The organism is Saprospiraceae bacterium, from assembly GCA_016716185.1.
In the GTDB taxonomy this organism is placed as follows: Bacteria; Bacteroidota; Bacteroidia; order Chitinophagales; family Saprospiraceae; genus Vicinibacter.
The window spans coordinates 452,863-470,000 of sequence record JADJWV010000002.1 but is presented as its reverse complement, the minus strand read 5'-3'; the positions used below and the strand labels follow the sequence as shown (position 1 = coordinate 470,000).

At 41.3% G+C, this 17,138-nt stretch carries 14 protein-coding genes, 1 rRNA gene and 1 pseudogene (1 of these 16 running past the window's edge); 8 read left to right on the top strand and 8 right to left on the bottom strand.

Annotated elements, in window-relative coordinates:
- From IPM34_03735 to rpsA, 5 genes are all read right to left on the bottom strand, one after another.
- Window positions 1-732 (bottom strand): 16S ribosomal RNA (locus IPM34_03735) (it extends 808 nt beyond the left edge of the window).
- Between the two features lie 325 nt (window positions 733-1,057).
- Window positions 1,058-1,873 carry a lycopene cyclase domain-containing protein gene (locus IPM34_03730; protein MBK8954653.1) on the bottom strand — a complete coding sequence of 272 codons (816 nt, stop codon included), beginning with the start codon at window positions 1,871-1,873 and terminating at the stop codon, window positions 1,058-1,060.
- 11 nt (window positions 1,874-1,884) lie between these two features.
- Window positions 1,885-2,727, bottom strand: a complete 843-nt coding sequence (locus IPM34_03725) for a phytoene/squalene synthase family protein (GenBank protein ID MBK8954652.1) — start codon at window positions 2,725-2,727, stop codon at window positions 1,885-1,887.
- A complete protein-coding gene (gene crtI / locus IPM34_03720) occupies window positions 2,724-4,202 on the bottom strand; it encodes a phytoene desaturase (GenBank protein ID MBK8954651.1) in 1,479 nt (492 codons plus the stop codon). Before crtI ends, IPM34_03725 begins: the two co-directional genes overlap by 4 nt.
- Window positions 4,203-4,315: 113 nt before the next feature.
- On the bottom strand, window positions 4,316-6,643 hold the full coding sequence (gene rpsA / locus IPM34_03715; protein MBK8954650.1) for a 30S ribosomal protein S1: 2,328 nt from the start codon (window positions 6,641-6,643) through the stop codon (window positions 4,316-4,318).
- 273 nt (window positions 6,644-6,916) lie between these two features.
- Here rpsA and IPM34_03710 point away from each other — a divergent pair, with 273 nt between their 5' ends.
- Window positions 6,917-8,575, top strand: coding sequence for an AMP-binding protein (locus IPM34_03710; protein MBK8954649.1), 1,659 nt, complete (start codon window positions 6,917-6,919; stop codon window positions 8,573-8,575).
- 245 nt (window positions 8,576-8,820) lie between these two features.
- On the top strand, window positions 8,821-9,687 hold the full coding sequence (locus IPM34_03705) for a hypothetical protein (GenBank protein ID MBK8954648.1): 867 nt from the start codon (window positions 8,821-8,823) through the stop codon (window positions 9,685-9,687).
- Window positions 9,688-9,755: 68 nt separating this feature from the next.
- On the opposite strand, the gene IPM34_03700 is transcribed toward IPM34_03705, so the two are convergent.
- A complete protein-coding gene (locus tag IPM34_03700) occupies window positions 9,756-10,196 on the bottom strand; it encodes a hypothetical protein (GenBank protein ID MBK8954647.1) in 441 nt (146 codons plus the stop codon).
- A gap of 549 nt (window positions 10,197-10,745) precedes the next feature.
- Between IPM34_03700 and IPM34_03695 the strand changes: the two genes are divergently transcribed.
- The 6 genes and pseudogenes from IPM34_03695 to IPM34_03670 all read left to right on the top strand — a co-directional run bounded on the left by IPM34_03695 (window position 10,746) and on the right by IPM34_03670 (window position 15,765).
- Window positions 10,746-11,477 carry a glycosyltransferase family 2 protein gene (locus tag IPM34_03695; GenBank protein ID MBK8954646.1) on the top strand — a complete coding sequence of 244 codons (732 nt, stop codon included), beginning with the start codon at window positions 10,746-10,748 and terminating at the stop codon, window positions 11,475-11,477.
- 70 nt (window positions 11,478-11,547) lie between these two features.
- Window positions 11,548-11,814 (top strand): annotated as a pseudogene (locus IPM34_03690) (DUF4160 domain-containing protein).
- Window positions 11,811-12,071 carry a DUF2442 domain-containing protein gene (locus tag IPM34_03685; protein ID MBK8954645.1) on the top strand — a complete coding sequence of 87 codons (261 nt, stop codon included), beginning with the start codon at window positions 11,811-11,813 and terminating at the stop codon, window positions 12,069-12,071. The pseudogene IPM34_03690 and the gene IPM34_03685 overlap by 4 nt, the downstream one beginning before the upstream one ends.
- Before the next feature lie 123 nt (window positions 12,072-12,194).
- Window positions 12,195-12,860, top strand: coding sequence for a hypothetical protein (locus tag IPM34_03680; protein MBK8954644.1), 666 nt, complete (start codon window positions 12,195-12,197; stop codon window positions 12,858-12,860).
- Window positions 12,861-13,508: 648 nt separating this feature from the next.
- The gene (dnaB, locus tag IPM34_03675) at window positions 13,509-15,014 is read left to right on the top strand and encodes a replicative DNA helicase (protein ID MBK8954643.1); all 1,506 of its coding nucleotides are present in this window, start codon (window positions 13,509-13,511) and stop codon (window positions 15,012-15,014) included.
- Window positions 14,992-15,765, top strand: a complete 774-nt coding sequence (locus tag IPM34_03670) for an rRNA pseudouridine synthase (protein ID MBK8954642.1) — start codon at window positions 14,992-14,994, stop codon at window positions 15,763-15,765. The genes dnaB and IPM34_03670 overlap by 23 nt, the downstream gene beginning before the upstream one ends.
- Window positions 15,766-15,784: 19 nt before the next feature.
- Here IPM34_03670 and IPM34_03665 read toward each other — a convergent pair whose 3' ends face one another.
- Window positions 15,785-16,249, bottom strand: coding sequence for a hypothetical protein (locus IPM34_03665; GenBank protein ID MBK8954641.1), 465 nt, complete (start codon window positions 16,247-16,249; stop codon window positions 15,785-15,787).
- Between the two features lie 210 nt (window positions 16,250-16,459).
- Window positions 16,460-16,975, bottom strand: coding sequence for a hypothetical protein (locus IPM34_03660; protein MBK8954640.1), 516 nt, complete (start codon window positions 16,973-16,975; stop codon window positions 16,460-16,462).
- Between the last annotated feature and the right edge of the window lie 163 nt (window positions 16,976-17,138).

Genomic DNA, 17,138 nt, shown 5'->3' with positions numbered 1-17,138 from the left:
CTGCCTTCGCAATTGGTGTTCCATGACATATCTAAGCATTTCACCGCTACATGTCACATTCCGCTAACCTCAACCTCATTCAAGCTCTGCAGTATCAATGGCCATTCCATGGTTAAGCCACAGCCTTTCACCACTGACTTACAAAGCCGCCTACGCACCCTTTAAACCCAGTGATTCTGGATAACGCTTGCACCCTCCGTATTACCGCGGCTGCTGGCACGGAGTTAGCCGGTGCTTATTCTTCTGGTACCGTCAGTTCCCCGTAAACGGGGCTTTTTCGTCCCAGACAAAAGAAGTTTACAAGGCAGAGCCCCTTCATCCTTCACGCGGGATGGCTGGTTCAGAGTTTCCTCCATTGACCAATATTCCTTACTGCTGCCTCCCGTAGGAGTCGGGTCCGTGTCTCAGTACCCGTGTGGGGGTCCACGCTCTCACGCCCCCTACTGATCATCGCTTTGGTGAGCCGTTACCTCACCAACTGGCTAATCAGACGCACATCCATCCCGTACCGACTCATCTTTAATTATCGTCCCATGCGGAACAATAATACCATGGGGTATTAATCTCAGTTTCCCAAGGCTATCCCCCTGTACAGGGTAGGTTATGTACGCGTTACTCACCCGTGCGCCGCTCTAGGTCACCTATATTGCTATAAATAACTTACCGCTCAACTTGCATGTATTAAGCCTCCCGCTAGCGTTCATCCTGAGCCAGGATCAAACTCTCCATAGTACTGTATCTTATATGTTCGGATAATAAAATTATCCTACTTATTTACAGTTGAAAAAGTTTATCCATGTCTCTGTTATCAAAAAAAATTTGACGAAAAGTTTCCTTTTATTTCAATCACCTTACCTCTCAATTCCTATCTCTCCCTAGCCTGTCAATGAACTTTTGATCTCGTTCAAAAAGTGCCCTTTCGGCCCCTTTTTTAAAGACAATCCAATATACTTTTCCTTATAAAGGACTGCAAAGTTATAGCCTTGGTACGTATTGGCAAAATGGTTTTGCAAAAAAATAACAAATATTGTTTTTGTTCTTTATATTGACCTGATTATCAATCCTTTATATACTTACTCAACAAGACAATTCCATACAAATAAGCAAATCCAAAGCCCAAATCTTCCATTGGAAAGCTGCCCAATCGCAAATTCGAAAATTCCATCGGGTTGTACATCACCAGTGCTCCTGTGGTCAATAATCCCGTAAGCATTCCATTAAACAAATACATCGGTATCAGATTTAATAAAAAACTGAGCACAAATACTGCAAATCCTTGTCTTGGCCATATGATCGAAACCAAAACCACAAACAAGCTTGCTCCAAGACTCCAGGCAGTGTAAATCCTTTCGAGATTAAAAAAATAGAAAACCAAAATAATGGCAAGGATCATCCAGCTTAATCCCATATCCATTTTTGCTGGCAAAACAACCCTTCCTTTTACTATTTCATATATAAATAAACTGCAAAACGGGATTACCCAAAACCATAACCATTCTTCCACCGGCAATCCCAGCCATTTCGGTCCCAAATAATAGCTTTCATTAAAACCCCAAACTCCTAAATGGTTAAAGATCACATCCCAGCTCAGAAAAATCAACGATACAAAAAACATGGGCTTCAAATAATCCCTAATAAAAGCCTGGCGATATTTATAAAAATTCAATACGACTCCAAAAAAAAAGACGGGCACTCCCGCAGCCAGATGATGCATCCAATACAGTCCCTGACCCTCCAGAAAATTTAAATGCAGTATAAATCCGGGTTCGCGAATGAAATCTGATTTCTCGATATCAAAAACAATCAGGGGAATCCCAAATATCAGAAATCCCAATACAAATGCAATCGCTATTTTCAGATTCGGTAAATTCACAAATCAAAACTTTAAATCATTCCCATTTTGTATTTGAAACCATGTTTTACCAGGAGTAGAAATTTTCTGAAATTTGATACCCTGAATCTTTTTGAAATGATCTCCGAAGCTCCTGCCTGCTTTATGGTCTGTAGCAAGGCATAAAAATATTGCTGTGCAAGATATACACCAAACCGCACGCTGCAAGGCAATTGTCTGATTCCAAGCGCACTCCATTTCAATTCTTCTTCGATCTCAGAAACAATGCGCAGTTTATCAGCGTCGCTGAAGTCATGAATTTGTATGGATGGAAAATAAATACGTCCCCGTTCTTCATAATCACTCTTGAGGTCTCTTAAGAAATTGATCTTCTGAAATGCAGAACCCAAGGCTCTTGCCGGTTGTTTTAATTTTTGATATTCCGTTTCATTTCCTTCTACAAACACATACAAACACATGAGCCCCACAACTTCTGCAGATCCATAGATATAAGTATCCAATTCTTCACGGCTATAAATCTTCTTATCTAAATCCATTTCCATGCTCGTAAAAAAGGCCTCGATCAAATCCCGGTCGATGCCATATCGGTTTACCGTTTCCTGAAATGCTTGCAACACCGGATTTGTACTCATCCCGCATTGTATAGATAAATAGGTGTCTTGCTTAAATTTTTGCAAGACGGATCTTTTGTCGCATTCTCCGAAAGTGTCCACAATTTCATCAGCAACACGGACAAATCCGTAAATGCCGTAGATCGCATTCCTAAGTTCCTTTTTGAGAAATCGGATTCCCAGGGAAAATGAAGTGCTGTATGTTCTCGTCAGCAGTCTGCTCGCCGAAAAACTATAATTCCGGTAAGTGTACACAGTACTCATAGAGGCATTTCTTTTTTTAGCAATTTGGCACTGATTTGTCCTGAAATCAGCGATGGAGGTAATCCCGGTCCGGGATGTGTCAATTGTCCTGCAAAAAATAAATTTTTTAACCGGCGATGTCTGAGTCTGGGCTTCAGTACGGCGGTCTGCATCAAGGTGTTTGCCAGGCCGTAGGCATTGCCCTTATAACTGTTGTATTGCTGCACAAAATCGGAGGGTCCCATTTCCAAACTCACCTGGATTTGATCTCTGATCTTTACTCCGGTATGTTCTTCCAATCGTTGCATCACTTTATTAAATAATTTCTTGCGTTCTTCGGGATGATCGCTGATACCGGCAGCCAAGGGTATTAAAATAAACAGATTCTCTTTTCCCTCCGGTGCCACTTCGGGGTCGGTGATGGAAGGAACACATACGTAAAACAAAGGGTCTTCTGGCCACGCAGGATTGTCGTAAATGGTTTCTGCATGCCGATCAAAATCGGTATCAAAAAATAAATTATGATGCAAAAGGCCATCTATTTTTGAATTTAATCCTAAATAAAATAACATCGAAGATGGCGCCATCACGCGACTTTGCCAATATCCCTCGGGGTATTGCCTGTATTGCTGTCCTAACAACTGTTCGTCTACATGCTGGTAATCAGCTGCTGCAATCACTGCATCAAAACTTTGTTCCCGTCCATTGACCAAAATACGCTCAACGGAGTCATCATGACATACCAGTTTCTGAACGTTTGCCTGGAACTCGAAACGCACTCCCTTCTCACAAGCAAGCTTATACATGGCTTCAAACAACCGGATCATTCCTCCTTTCGGATACCAGGTACCCAAAACCATTTCAGCGTAATTCATCAGGCTGTATAATGCGGGTGTTTTGGATGGTTTTGCACCTAAAAATAAAACAGGAAAACACAACCATTGGCGCAAAACTTCATCCTGAATATTTTTATATACAACGGACTGCAACGATTGAAACATTTGCAAGCGGAACAAAGATTTGAGTAGCTTGAGATCAAAGTATTCAGACCATTTTAAACTCGGCTTGCGAACAAATTCGCGCATTCCGGTTTCGTATTTATACTTCGCCTCTTCCAGAAATTTTCGTAAAAAGGTTCCACTACCGGTTTCCCTTTTTTCAAATACCTCCATGCAGGATTCAACTCCTGCCGGAACATCCAGTGTTCCATTTCTATGGAAAATCCTGAACGATGGATCCAACCGTTCGAGTTCGTAATAGTCTGAAACGGTTTTACCATAATCGTTAAAAAAATTTTCGAAAATATCGGGCATCCAATACCAACTGGGACCCATGTCAAACAAAAATCCGTCTTTTTCAATTTGGCGGCCGCGACCTCCAAAACTTTCGTTTTTCTCAAATACAGTTACGTTATAAGCTCCATGAGCTAATTCAATGGCTGAAGCCAATCCGCTGATGCCAGCCCCAATAACTGCCACAGATTTTTTTGATGACATACGGAAAAAACCAAATTTTCTCGATTTTGTTTAAGTTTTGGTATTAAATATTTAAACAAAAAAGGGATCTGAATTTGTTCAGATCCCTTTTATAAAAACAGAATGTTTAATTTTTATTCAGCTTTTCCTCCTTTAAGGCTTTCCTGAAGTGCTTTTAAGGCATCCCAGTCTTCTGCCGCTGCTAAACCAGCTTGCTGAGCCCAGGTCCCCGGATCGTGCATCTTGTAACGCGAACCTCCTTTCTCAAGTACTGCCTGGAGTTGTTCAATACTGGCATTGGCCAAAGATTGGAAACTGTCAATTCCATCTGCAGCGAGCAGTTCAGCAATTTTCGGTCCGATGCCTTCAATGATTTTCAGGTCATCTCCTTTGGTTGCTTTTGCCTTCTTAGCAGGTTTTACAGCCTCAACGGATTCTTCCGGCTCTGCTGTCACTTCTGCCTCCACAGGTAAATCAGCAGCTGGAGCACTGGTTGTTTCTTCCACTTTTTCCTCCACAGCAGGAACCTCAGCTACGGGTTGCGGTTTAGATTGGGCGTCGCGGAATTGTTCTTTAAGTGACGCAAATCCCTCCAATTCTCCTAAAGTTGAAATTTCAATTTTAGACTGTGGCTTCTCCGGTGCTTTTCTAACTTTTGGAGCATCGCCTTCTTTGCTATCCTTTTTGACATTCTCATCTGCCGTCTTTTTAATATCCTCGAGATATCTGGCATGAGAAACCATGATTTTCTTATCGTCTCTGTTAAATTCAATCACTTTTACGGTCAGGTGCTCGTCGATGGCTGCCTGTGAATTGTCTTCCTTCTTCATGTGTTTGACAGGTGCGTAGGCTTCCAATCCATAAGGCAATTGAACAGTGTAACCCCGGTCGTCCTTGCGAATTACTGTGGCTTCGTGGTATGAACCTACCGGGAAAACGTTTTCAAATGTATCCCATGGGTTTTCTTCCAGTTGCTTGTGTCCAAGCGATAATTTCCTGTTTTCAGCATCGATCTCCAGAATCAGGATGTCCAGATTGTTGCCCACTTTGGTATATTCAGAAGGATGATTGTACCTCTTCGTCCAGGAAAGATCAGAAATGTGTACCATTCCTCCAATCCCCTCCGTAAGTTCTACGAAAACACCATAAGGGGTGAGATTTTTGACCACACCGATATGTCTGGAACCCTGAGGGAATTTCTCGTAAATCTTGGTCCATGGATCTTCCGTAAGTTGTTTCAGGGAAAGCGACATTTTGCGCTCTTCGCGATCCACAGTCACAACCTTTGCTTCGAGTTCCTGTCCCAAAAAGAAGAAATCCTTCGCATGCACCGGCTGACTATTCCAATTCACCTCTGAAACGTGTATCAAACCTTCCACACCTGCCTGAATTTCCAAAAATGCTCCATAATCTTCGATGTTGACAATTTTTCCTTTCACTGTAGATCCTTCGATGATGTCCTGAGACATAACATCCCATGGATGAGGTTGCAATTGCTTCAAGCCCAAAGAAATACGCCTTTTGTTCTCGTCGAAATCCAGTACGACCACGTTGACTTTTTGATTTTTCTCCAAGACTTCCATCGGGTGGTTGATCCTTCCCCAGGAAATATCCGTGATGTAAAGTAAACCGTCGACTCCTCCCAGATCCAGAAACGCTCCGAAATCGGTGATATTTTTAACGGTACCTTCCAGAACCTGTCCTTTTTCAAGGGTAGAGATGATCTGCTCCCGCTGCTCCTGAAGATCGCCTTCAATGAGCGCCTTGTGCGAAACCACGGCATTTTTAATGGTCTCGTTGATCTTAACCACTTTAAATTCCATCAGTTTACCTACATAGGAGTCGTAATCAGTAATCGGCTTGATATCGATCTGGGATCCCGGAAGGAAGGTTTCCAATCCGTTGCAATCGACTATCAAACCTCCTTTGGTTTTGCTGATCACCGTACCTTTAATGACGGTTCCGTTTTTATAGGAATCTACCAGATTTTCCCATGCTCTGAGGAGTTTGGCTTTCTTCCGGGAAAGAACCAAATGTCCTTTTTCGTCTTCTGTTTTTTCTACATAAACTTCAATCAGGTCTCCGGTTTTGACTTCCATATCCCTGAATTCCGTTTTGGCAATCAATCCATCTGACTTGTAATTGATGTCCAATATCACGCTGTTTCCGGTCACCCCGGCAACACGGCCCATAAGTACCTGGCCATCCATGATCGAGTTAAAAGTCGAATTGTAATCTTTTGTATAGGATTTACGCTGATCGTCTGTATAATTCAGGGAATTCCTTGAACCGATGGACCAATCGAATTCGTCGTGGGCGCCCACGATTTCATCGGGGTTTACCAGGACTTCCAGGTCGACGATTTCTTCAATGAGATCTTCTTTTTCTTCCTGAATCGGGGTACTCGATTCGATGTCCTCGTCTTTGATTTCATCGGGGTTTAAATTTTTTTCATCCAACATTTTGGCATATTTTAAAGGTTAAGAAATAATTTTTGCGGCGCAAATTTAGATGTTTTTTGGGAACAAGCAGTTTTTTTTAGTTGGCAGTTTCCAGTTTGCAGTCCCCAGTTTAAAATTTAAAGTTTACAGTTTCGGGTTTAGCAAAGCAGCATCCGCCATTTTCCGACTGTCAACAAACAAACTAAAAACCGCCAACGAACAAATGCAGGAACTGCCAACCGGGGGACTGGAGACTGCCAACTATTTTCCCTATTTTCACCCAAATTTCGGACTATGGAATCAAGGCCCTGGTTGAAGAATTATCCTGCTGGGATCCCGGCAAATGTGAATACGGAGGTTTTTACTTCGCTGAAAGATTTCGTCGATGTAAATCTCGAAAAGTTTGCTCCCCTGAAAGCTTTTACCCTGATGGGGAAATCCATGACCTACAGCCAGTTGAACCATCAATCGGCAGCTTTTGCAGCTTATCTTCAATACCGCGGGCTAAAACCGGGTGACCGGATTGCTCTGATGATGCCGAATCTGTTGCAATATCCGATTGCTATTATTGGGGCTTTGAGAGCGGGTTTGATCATTGTTAATGTCAATCCGCTGTATACACCACGCGAACTCGAATTTATATTGGCAGACTCCGAGGTGAAGGCCATCGTGCTGGCCGAAAATTTTGCCCACAATCTCGAAAAAGTTCTTGGCAAAACAAAAATTGAGGTCTTGATATTAACCAGTATAGGAGAGATGCTTGGAACTTTTAAAGGCGCTCTTGTCGATTTCACGATCCGCTACTTCAAAAGAATGGTCCCCAAATTTAATCTGGCCAACACGGTGAGTTTTACTACGGCCATCAGGCAAGGCTCTCATCAGGCTTTGCGCAGCGTTCAAACCCAAGCCAACGATCTGGTGATGTTGCAATATACGGGTGGAACGACGGGAATCAGTAAAGCGGCGATGTTGAGCCATGCCAATGTATTGGCCAATATCGAGCAAATCAAAGCGGTCATTTGTTATTATCTGAAAGAAAGGGAAGAGACAACCTTATCACCTCTTCCCATGTACCATATTTTCGCATTTGCGGTCAACATCATGGCCATGCTTTCCATAGGAGCCAACACCGTTCTTGTCATCAATCCAAGGGATATCGATTCCGTTGTAAAAGCATTCCAGTCTGCTCCGATCAGTCTGATGACCGGGGTGAATACCCTATACAACGCTATGCTGCATCATGCTGAATTTTTAAAATCCGATTTCAAAGCTCTTAAGGTTACAGTTGCAGGAGGTATGGCATTGCAGTCGAGCGTTGCCGACAAATGGAAAGCCATAACGGGCTGTTACCTCACCGAAGGATATGGATTGACGGAAGCATCCCCTGTAGTCAGCCTGAATCCCATCGATGGCAAAGGAAAAAACGGCAGCGTCGGATTACCTGTACCTTCAACAGATGTCAGGATTGTCGATGAATCGGGAAGGATCTGCGGGCCCGGCGAAGCAGGAGAGATCATCGTGAAAGGTCCTCAGATCATGATGGGATATTTCAAGCGCCAGGATGAGACGGATAAAACCGTTAAAGACGGATGGTTGTACACAGGTGATATTGGTTATATGGATGCCGATGGATTTTTCTTCGTGGTCGATCGCAAGAAAGACATGATCAATGTGTCTGGATTCAACGTCTACCCCAATGAAATTGAAGAAGTGATCGCGCGACATCCCAAAGTCCTCGAAGTGGCTGTTATTGGAATTCCCGATGAGCGCTGCGGCGAAGCGGTCAAAGCGTTTGTCGTTAAACGCGAATCCAACCTGTCGGAATCCGAATTAAAAATTTATTGCAAAGAAAATCTCACCGGTTATAAGCTTCCGAAGTTTTATGAATTCAGGGATACGCTTCCGAAAACAAATGTGGGGAAGATTTTACGTCGCGAACTAAGAAGCTCCTAAGTCGTTTAAATCCCTTTTAATCAGACAAATTTGAGATTCATCAAGGATTTCGGATGACTTACATGCCTTTGTATTTGAAAAATAAAACATTCTCTTGTATGGAAGGCTAAAATTCCGAAGCGATTGCCAGAGAATTCTCACAGACATTTTCAAAAAAATTTTCTTTGAAATGCAGCGGTTTTTTATTTAATTTGCAAGCCCATTGAACCCATTTAACTTCCACTTACCTTAAAAATCAAAATATTATGAAACTTAATTCCTGTGTTCAGTATTTACTTACCATTGGTGTGATTTTTTCTATTGTTTCCTGCAGCGAAGACGATCCGGTTCATGTCAACCCGGGCATCAACTTTGCAAGCGGAACTGGTCTCATAAGCAGCGATGTTTCAGTGCCCATTTATACTCCTGTAAAAATAAACCTTACGGCAGTAAAGGGCAGTGAACCCTTAAAATACATTCAGGTTAAAGTGGATGGAGTTCTGATGCCCCCCTTATCTTTTGCTGTAAACGGAAGTGGTGCTCCAGCGAATCCGGCTTTGTTGTTGGGGACAGATAAAGACGGAATCGTAAATACTTATGAGTTTAACACGTCCACCGAACCCGATACGATCGTGTATGAATTTACCCTGGCCGATGATAAGGACAGTCTCATTGTAAGCAGTCTTTCGGTCATTTTTACCGCAACACCTGCCACCGTAAGAGGTACGGGCCTGATCGTTTATAATTATTCCGGCAACAGACATGGCGGACTGGATTTATTTAATGCAAAAGTTGTTTCAGGCAATGATCCCAATGCCCATATCCGGGATTTTGGAGTCGTAAATCCTCAATCTAATTTTCAATGGGTTAAGAAATTCACACCTCTGCAGGGATCCATCATTAAAAATCCTCAGGCAGGTTTAAATTTTTCTGAAATCGACTATCTGGAAGACATCATCTATTTATTCGAAACAGGTTACAATGATCAAGGTTCAATCGATACAAAAGTCCTGGCAAAAGGGGATTATTTCCTGGTGAAAAATGGAACCACTTATTTTGCAGTGAACATTGACAATTTGACTTTTACTGCAAATGATAATTTGGACAATTATGAAATTACCTTTAAGAGATAATTTTATAAAGAAATAGAATTAATCTGAGCCGATACTTTCAATGTACTTAAAAGGTAAAAGGCCAACAGTTATTTATAATAAAACGAAAAACCCGGCGAGTTTTTTTGACAAATAAGTGGATCATCTATAATCACTAATGAATCTCTGGGACCTATTCGATGATATTCAACATTACTCAAGCCGTTTGATTTTGTATACCTCATATAAAATTCAATGGTATCCTGCACTAGATTGTAAATATAAAAATCACCACCTACACATCTTATATCCGGTCTGTTTGGAAAACAATCTTTCCCCACCAAATGTGAAAAAGTTCTGTCATAACGTAATTTAATCACATCAATCATGAAATATTTTGAGCTGGTATCAGCATCATAGATGGTTCTCACAAATCTTGTAAAATAATTCTCCCGCTTACAATCATATTCACTAGGCATATCTTCTGAACAGGAGAAGAAAACAATTAGGATAATAAATTTATTATTTACACAATCCATGATTAATGCCACAATAAACTATTAAAAACAATCATTTGTAGTAAAATTGAAAACCTGGTGAATTCTTATGACAAATAAGTGGATCATCTATAATCACTAATGAATCTCTGGGACCTATTCGATGATATTCAACATTACTCAAGCCGTTTGATTTTGTATACCTCATATAAAATTCAATGGTATCCTGCACAAGATTGTAAATATAAAAATCACCACCTACACATCTTATATCAGGCCTGTTCGGAAAACAATCTTTCCCCACCAAATGTGAAAATGTCCTGTCGTAACGTAATCTAATTACATCGACTTGGTAGTATTTAGACAAAGTATTTACATCATATATATTTCTTACAAATCTTGTAAAATAATTCTCTCGCTTACAGTCTAAAACAACAGGCATATCTTTTGTGCAGGATACCATTATCAATAGAATACAAATAGTATTGTTTTTCATATCTAATTCCCGGTTAAGATGTCACAATCGTTCCATTATATCAGATATCAAATGTATAGAATATTTGTCCTCTATAAATATAATTCATTTCCCCTATTTTTGCCTCAATGAATCCAGCCAAGTCCTATCGCAAACTGTCCGTCGTCATTCCCGTGTATAACGAAGAAAGGACCATCCACCACATCCTCGATGCCATTGCAGAAGTTACATTGCCCGGATCGCTGCAACTCGAAGTTCTGCTGATCAACGATTGTTCGAAGGACAAAACCGAAGAGCGGCTGATGGAATATATGGCTTCGCATCCTGAACGGAATTACCTGTATCGCAAACACGACGTCAACAAAGGAAAAGGGGCTGCCCTCCATACGGGCATCAAAGAAGCAACCGGAGACCTCATTCTGATCCAGGATGCAGACCTCGAATACGATCCGCGAGAATATCCCCTATTGCTGCAACCCATACTGGAAAATAAAGCCGATGTCGTTTTTGGTTCGCGTTTTATCGGAGGCAAACCCCATCGAATATTATTTTTCTGGCACTCCATCGGCAATAAATTTCTGACCTTTTTATCAAATGTGTTTACCAATCTGAACCTGACCGATATGGAAACCTGTTATAAACTTTTCAAATCGGAGGTCATTCAGTCGCTGGATCTGGTAGAGCGTCGTTTTGGTTTTGAGCCGGAGGTCACCGCAAAAATATCAAGAATCAAAGGTCTGCGGATCTTCGAAGTAGGTATTTCCTATTATGGCAGAACCTATGCCGAAGGAAAAAAAATTAACTGGAAAGATGGATTCAGAGCTATCTATTGTATCCTCAAATACAGGTTTGTTTCATAACACTTGCAGAACCAAACCTGTTAATTATTGTTTTCCTTTTGTAAATTTTCTCCCGAATTAAGTACTTGTGATGCCTGAAATATCGAGATTTTTTGGAATCATTATAAAAATGTATTACAATGAGCACAACCCTCCCCATTTTCATGTTGAATACTAAAATTATACTGCAATAATAGATATTGAGGATGGGACGATCAGAGGTGAGATGCCCAGAAAGCAGGTTCATTTAATTTTCAATTGGTTAGATTTGCATAAATCAGAACTCGTCGAAACCTGGAAACTTGCACAAAACCGAATGGAGTTAAACAAAATAGAACCTTTAAACAGAGATTTATGAATACGATAAGAGTCATAAAAGCAGAACACCTTGAAGAATTCAGGATCCGTTTAAAATTTACAGATGGGACCGTTGGTGTTGTGGATCTTAAAAATGAAATCTACGGACCCGTATTTGAACCACTTCATGATATTGAATATTTTAAAAAATTCTCCTTAGATACATGGACCATTTGCTGGCCAAATGGAGCCGATTTTTCACCCGAATTTTTGTACGAGCTTGCTTTAAAAGATCATAAAGAATTGGTAAAGAAATAATATGATACTTGTTTATCGCAAACAGCTTATAAATTGTTTGGATTTTTGTTAGTGTACAATCGAAAATTGAAAATTAATTGGTAGCTTTATATCCATTAAATATTCTAAACAATAAAATCTCATATGAAAAATCCGTTCATACTAAAATTGGTTTTGATAGTTGCTTTTAATCATCAAACGATTATAGCCCAGGTTGAAGAATCCAAACAATCCATGAGTCTCGGCGTCCAAAACGGATTGACGGTACAAATCCCGGAAGCCAGGGAAGATTTTATCGAAGACGTCCTGAAAAAATACCTCAAGAATGCAGGCAAACTTAAAAAGAATAAAAAAGCCGGTGAGCATTTCATCATGGCTGCCAATTTAACAACGCTGAACAATGGTTCCCCACTCGATCTTTACGTTCAGATCGGCGATTACCGAGCCACGATGTTTTTTGATCTGAAAACGGCATTCCTCAACTCCAAAGAACATCCGGATCTGTATTCAAAGGCAAAAGAATTCGTCCAGGAGTTTTCTTTTGAAACCCAGCGCGCCTGGACTCGCGAACAACTTGAAAAAGAAGAAGACGCACTCAAAAAACTCAATAAAAAATTAAAAGACCTGGTAAGCGATAACGCGTCCTACCATAAAGATATAGAAGAGGCTAAAGCTAAAATTAAAAAAAGAGAAGAACAGATCAGCCAAAATAACAAAGACCAGGAAGGTACGAAGGTCCAGATTGAAACTCAAACCAAAACGTTGGAATCCGTTCAAAAGAAACTGGAGGGTATAGGAAAAAGGCCTTGATGATTTTTGACTATTTGACTTTTGGGCTTTTGGGCATTTAGACCTTTAGAATTATCGTTATAATTTCTTTACTCAACTCTCTGAACTGAGCACTTTAATCTTTTTGCTTTGAGCTTTCAGCTTTGAGCCTTTCCCTCAATCTCTTAGCTCTATTGACATTTCACCCCTACGGGGTTGGATTTTGATTCTCTATTCTCAATACTCCATACTCTTTGCTCCTCCCGACATAATGGTGATGTATTTCTTTTTCATCAACTCTATGTCGGGACTCCCTCATCCATTCCCAAAGACACATTATAAAAATTATTTATAATTATTTTTTCACATATATCCCGGCAGAAAATCGCCGGTTCACAGATTTCTGACTCTAATAATTGAAAATCTAGGTCGGTTCGCTTCCATTCGCCATTTTCCATCCTGGTGCTAAAATTTTGACCGGCAAACCTTTAGGTTCAAAAGAATTTTCATATTAAACTAATTTTTAATATGTACTTTTGTCCATAACTTGTTCGCCGGAAGTTTTCAACAATTTTTTAACATATATTTTATTGTTTATGAACATTCCATCTCTCATATTGAACTTTTTTATTATTTGATGAATTCTAATCTTTGCAGCATCTATTCATCGCAACTCAAATTAAGTTATAAATGGCCGAATCCCTAAAAGACGCATTAAAAATAAGCCAGGGCGGACTGCGCTATAAAAACCAGGAAAACAGTCCTCTGGCCTACGAACGCATTCAACCGCAAGCCATTGAGCTCGAAGAAACCGTGCTTGGCGCCATCATGCTCGACAAGGATGCCATATCTATCGTATTGGATATCCTGCAGCCAGAAAGTTTTTACAAACCGGCCCACCAAAAGATTTACCAGGCCATGGTCAAGCTCTTTCAGTCGAGCCAACCTATAGATACCCTTACCGTCCGAGAGATCCTGCACAAAAGCAACCAACTCGAAGAAGTCGGCGGACTCTCCTTCATCCTCGAACTGGCCAATAAAGTTGCTTCTTCAGCCAATCTGGAATACCATGCGCGAATTGTCGCACAGAAATTCGTTCAACGGGAACTCATTCGGATTTCAACCGGGATCATCCAGGATTCTTTCGAAGACAGCAAAGACGTATTTGACCTTTTGGATGCAGCCGAGCAAGGGCTGTACGACATCACTGATAAATATCTGCGCAGGGGATATGAGTCCGTAGGTTCCCTTATTCGTCTTGCCAAACACCGGCTCGAAACGATGATCCACCACGAATCGGGAATTTCAGGGGTAGCCAGTGGCTTTCCCGAACTCGATAAAATTACTTCCGGCTGGCAACGCTCAAACCTCATCATTGTCGCCGCACGTCCCGGTATGGGGAAAACAGCATTCACCCTGGCGATGGGTCGAAATGCTGCCATGGATTTTAATGTCCCAGTCGCTTTGTTCTCCCTAGAAATGAACAATCTCGAATTGGTCAACCGTCTGCTTTCTATGGAGTCAGAAATTGAAGGGGGTAAAATGCGAAACGGTAAACTGGATGAAGACGATTGGACCAAACTTAACCATTCGATTACCAAATTGGGCGAAGCGCCCATATACATCGACGACACGCCCTCGCTCAACGTTTTCGAGTTGCGGGCGAAATGCCGCAGGTTGCACCAGCAATATAAAATCGGACTGGTCATCATCGATTACCTGCAATTGATGACCATTGGCGGTGCGGATAAAAAAGGCAGCCGTGAACAGGAAATTTCAACCATCTCTCGTGCTTTGAAAAGTCTGGCCAAAGAAATCAACATCCCTGTCATTGCCTTGTCGCAGTTGAATCGTGCCGCTGAAACCCAAACGAAAGAAAACAAACGTCCGCAGCTCTCCAACCTCCGCGAATCGGGAGCGATCGAACAGGATGCCGACATGGTATTGTTTATTTACCGTCCGGATTACTACGATCTCGAGACCAATTACGATATGCCCAAAGGGAGTACCGAACTCATTATTGCAAAACACCGTAACGGTGCCACAGGTACAGTAAATCTCCGCTTCATCGATAAGTATGCTAAATTTGTTCCGGCCGACAATCCTTTTGATCCATTCAGCCATATGTCTTCTTCAACACCGAATGTGATCATCAAACAATCTGCAATGAACGATGAAGAACCTACGCCATTCTAAAAAGAATTTCACTCCTAAGGAAAAAGATACATCTTCTGATTTTCGGCTGAATAAATACATCGCCCATTGCGGGATATGTTCCAGACGGGATGCCGCAGCTCTGGTGAAAAGCGGTCAAATCCTGGTCAACGATAAAGTCGAAGAAAATCCAGCCTACCTGGTTCAGGCTCAGGACAAGGTGAAATATCAGGGCAAACTTCTCAAAAGAGAACGTACAAAAATTTACCTGCTGCTGAATAAACCCAAAAATGTGATCACAACGCTCGACGACGAACGTGGAAGAAGAACGGTTTACGATCTGATCAAATCAGAAATTCAAGAACGCGTCTATCCGGTAGGCCGCCTCGACCGAAATACAACCGGTCTGCTGATACTCACCAACGACGGCGATCTTGCGCAAAAACTTTCACACCCCTCCTACAAAATAAAAAAACTGTATCACGCCAAATTAAATAAAGCCCTCACGAAAAGAGATTTTGAAGCCATCGTTCAGGGAGTTATGCTTGAAGATGGAATTGCCGAAGTAGACAGCCTGGATTACGTCCAGGAAAAAAAAGATGAAATAGGGATCCAAATCCACAGTGGAAAAAACCGCATTGTGCGTCGTATTTTCGAAAAACTGGGTTATGAAGTCGAAAAACTCGATCGCGTTTTATTTGCAGGACTTACTAAAAAAAATCTGCCCAGAGGGCATTATCGGCCACTGACCGAACAAGAAGTGATCAACCTAAAACATTTTCGTTCCAGATGAATAAGTTTCAATCATCCAGTTAAAAGGAATAGCCCAAGCCAAATCCAACGTAATATGGCCAGAAAAAGCCATCCGCTAAAATGGGTGTAATTGCAGCTTTCCACATGAATCCGCCGTCAAGAGGTTGTCTTCTGTAACCAAAGGTTAAGGTCCCTACAAAATGATCAATATCCTCTTCGAAAAACTCCTGAGTACCGCCAACATAAGTAGTTCCTAATCCGATTTCAAAATATTTTCCATCCTTTCCCAACAGCCAATTCAATTGCATAGGTATTAAGAGTGCCCCCTCATCCCCTTTACCAATGAAGCCTAATCCGAACCTACCTCCTAAACCTGTAGGCTTATCGCTAAAACGGGTATCGTAATTGAAACTAAAGATCAAACCATTCCCCAAAAGTTCGGCATATACCGACTGATTGCTTTGGGAAAACGAGGTGCTCAATGAAATGAAGGCAAACAGGATGCTGCAAATTGTATTTCTCATTTTCAATAAATTAGACTCAAACTTAAGAAAAATTCGGGGAATGGGGAAGATCTAATAGCTTAAAGCGGAAAGCCGAAAGTTAAACACACTTTCTCAAATAATTACAAAGTTGAACTTGATTGCAAGCAAATTCCTAACAAACGTTAGCCTCTACTTCATTCATGAGTTATAAATTATTACTCTTTTATCAGTCTGCATTCGGCTTCAAGCTCATTTCAAAAACACATCAAACTGCACCACTACAAAATGTTCAGAAACCCGTCCGGGTACGCTGCGCAAATTCATTTCCAATTGCAATACAAATTCAGGTAACATGATCAGCTCTTTGACATCGGCAAGGCCGGGAAGCAGGAAGAGCTCTTCGCGATCTTCGATATTATCGTAAATATCTCCGATGTAAAGTTTATTCAGGGGATCGGATGGATCGAACAAACTTACATGCGCTTCGGCGAACAACTTATAACTGATTTCCGGATCCAATACGGGACTTATAAATACCTCCCGGGGCCGGATCAAACGGATATCTTCGTTGTCCAGATTGTTGGCCAGTAAAAAAGATACCCATGCAGAGGGCAATCTTTGCTGATAAACGTGTGTAAGGAGAGGATTGGCTGCAGCATCCAGTTCGATGCGCATCCGGTATTCCAGCTTAAAATCGCCGGTTTCCTGTTTGGAACAGGAAAAAAAAGTCAGTAGCCCCAAAAATAGTGCGAACCGCAGAATCATACAGCGAAGTTATTCTCTTAACGCAAACCGGCGTTCACAAATTATAAACAAAACACAAAGAAACCTTATAGAATTCCCGGGAACATAGTCTTTATTGCTTTGTTCTTAAAGCGGAATCCGCTATCATTGCGGCAAATTTCAAAATTCTAAAATACCTTTTACC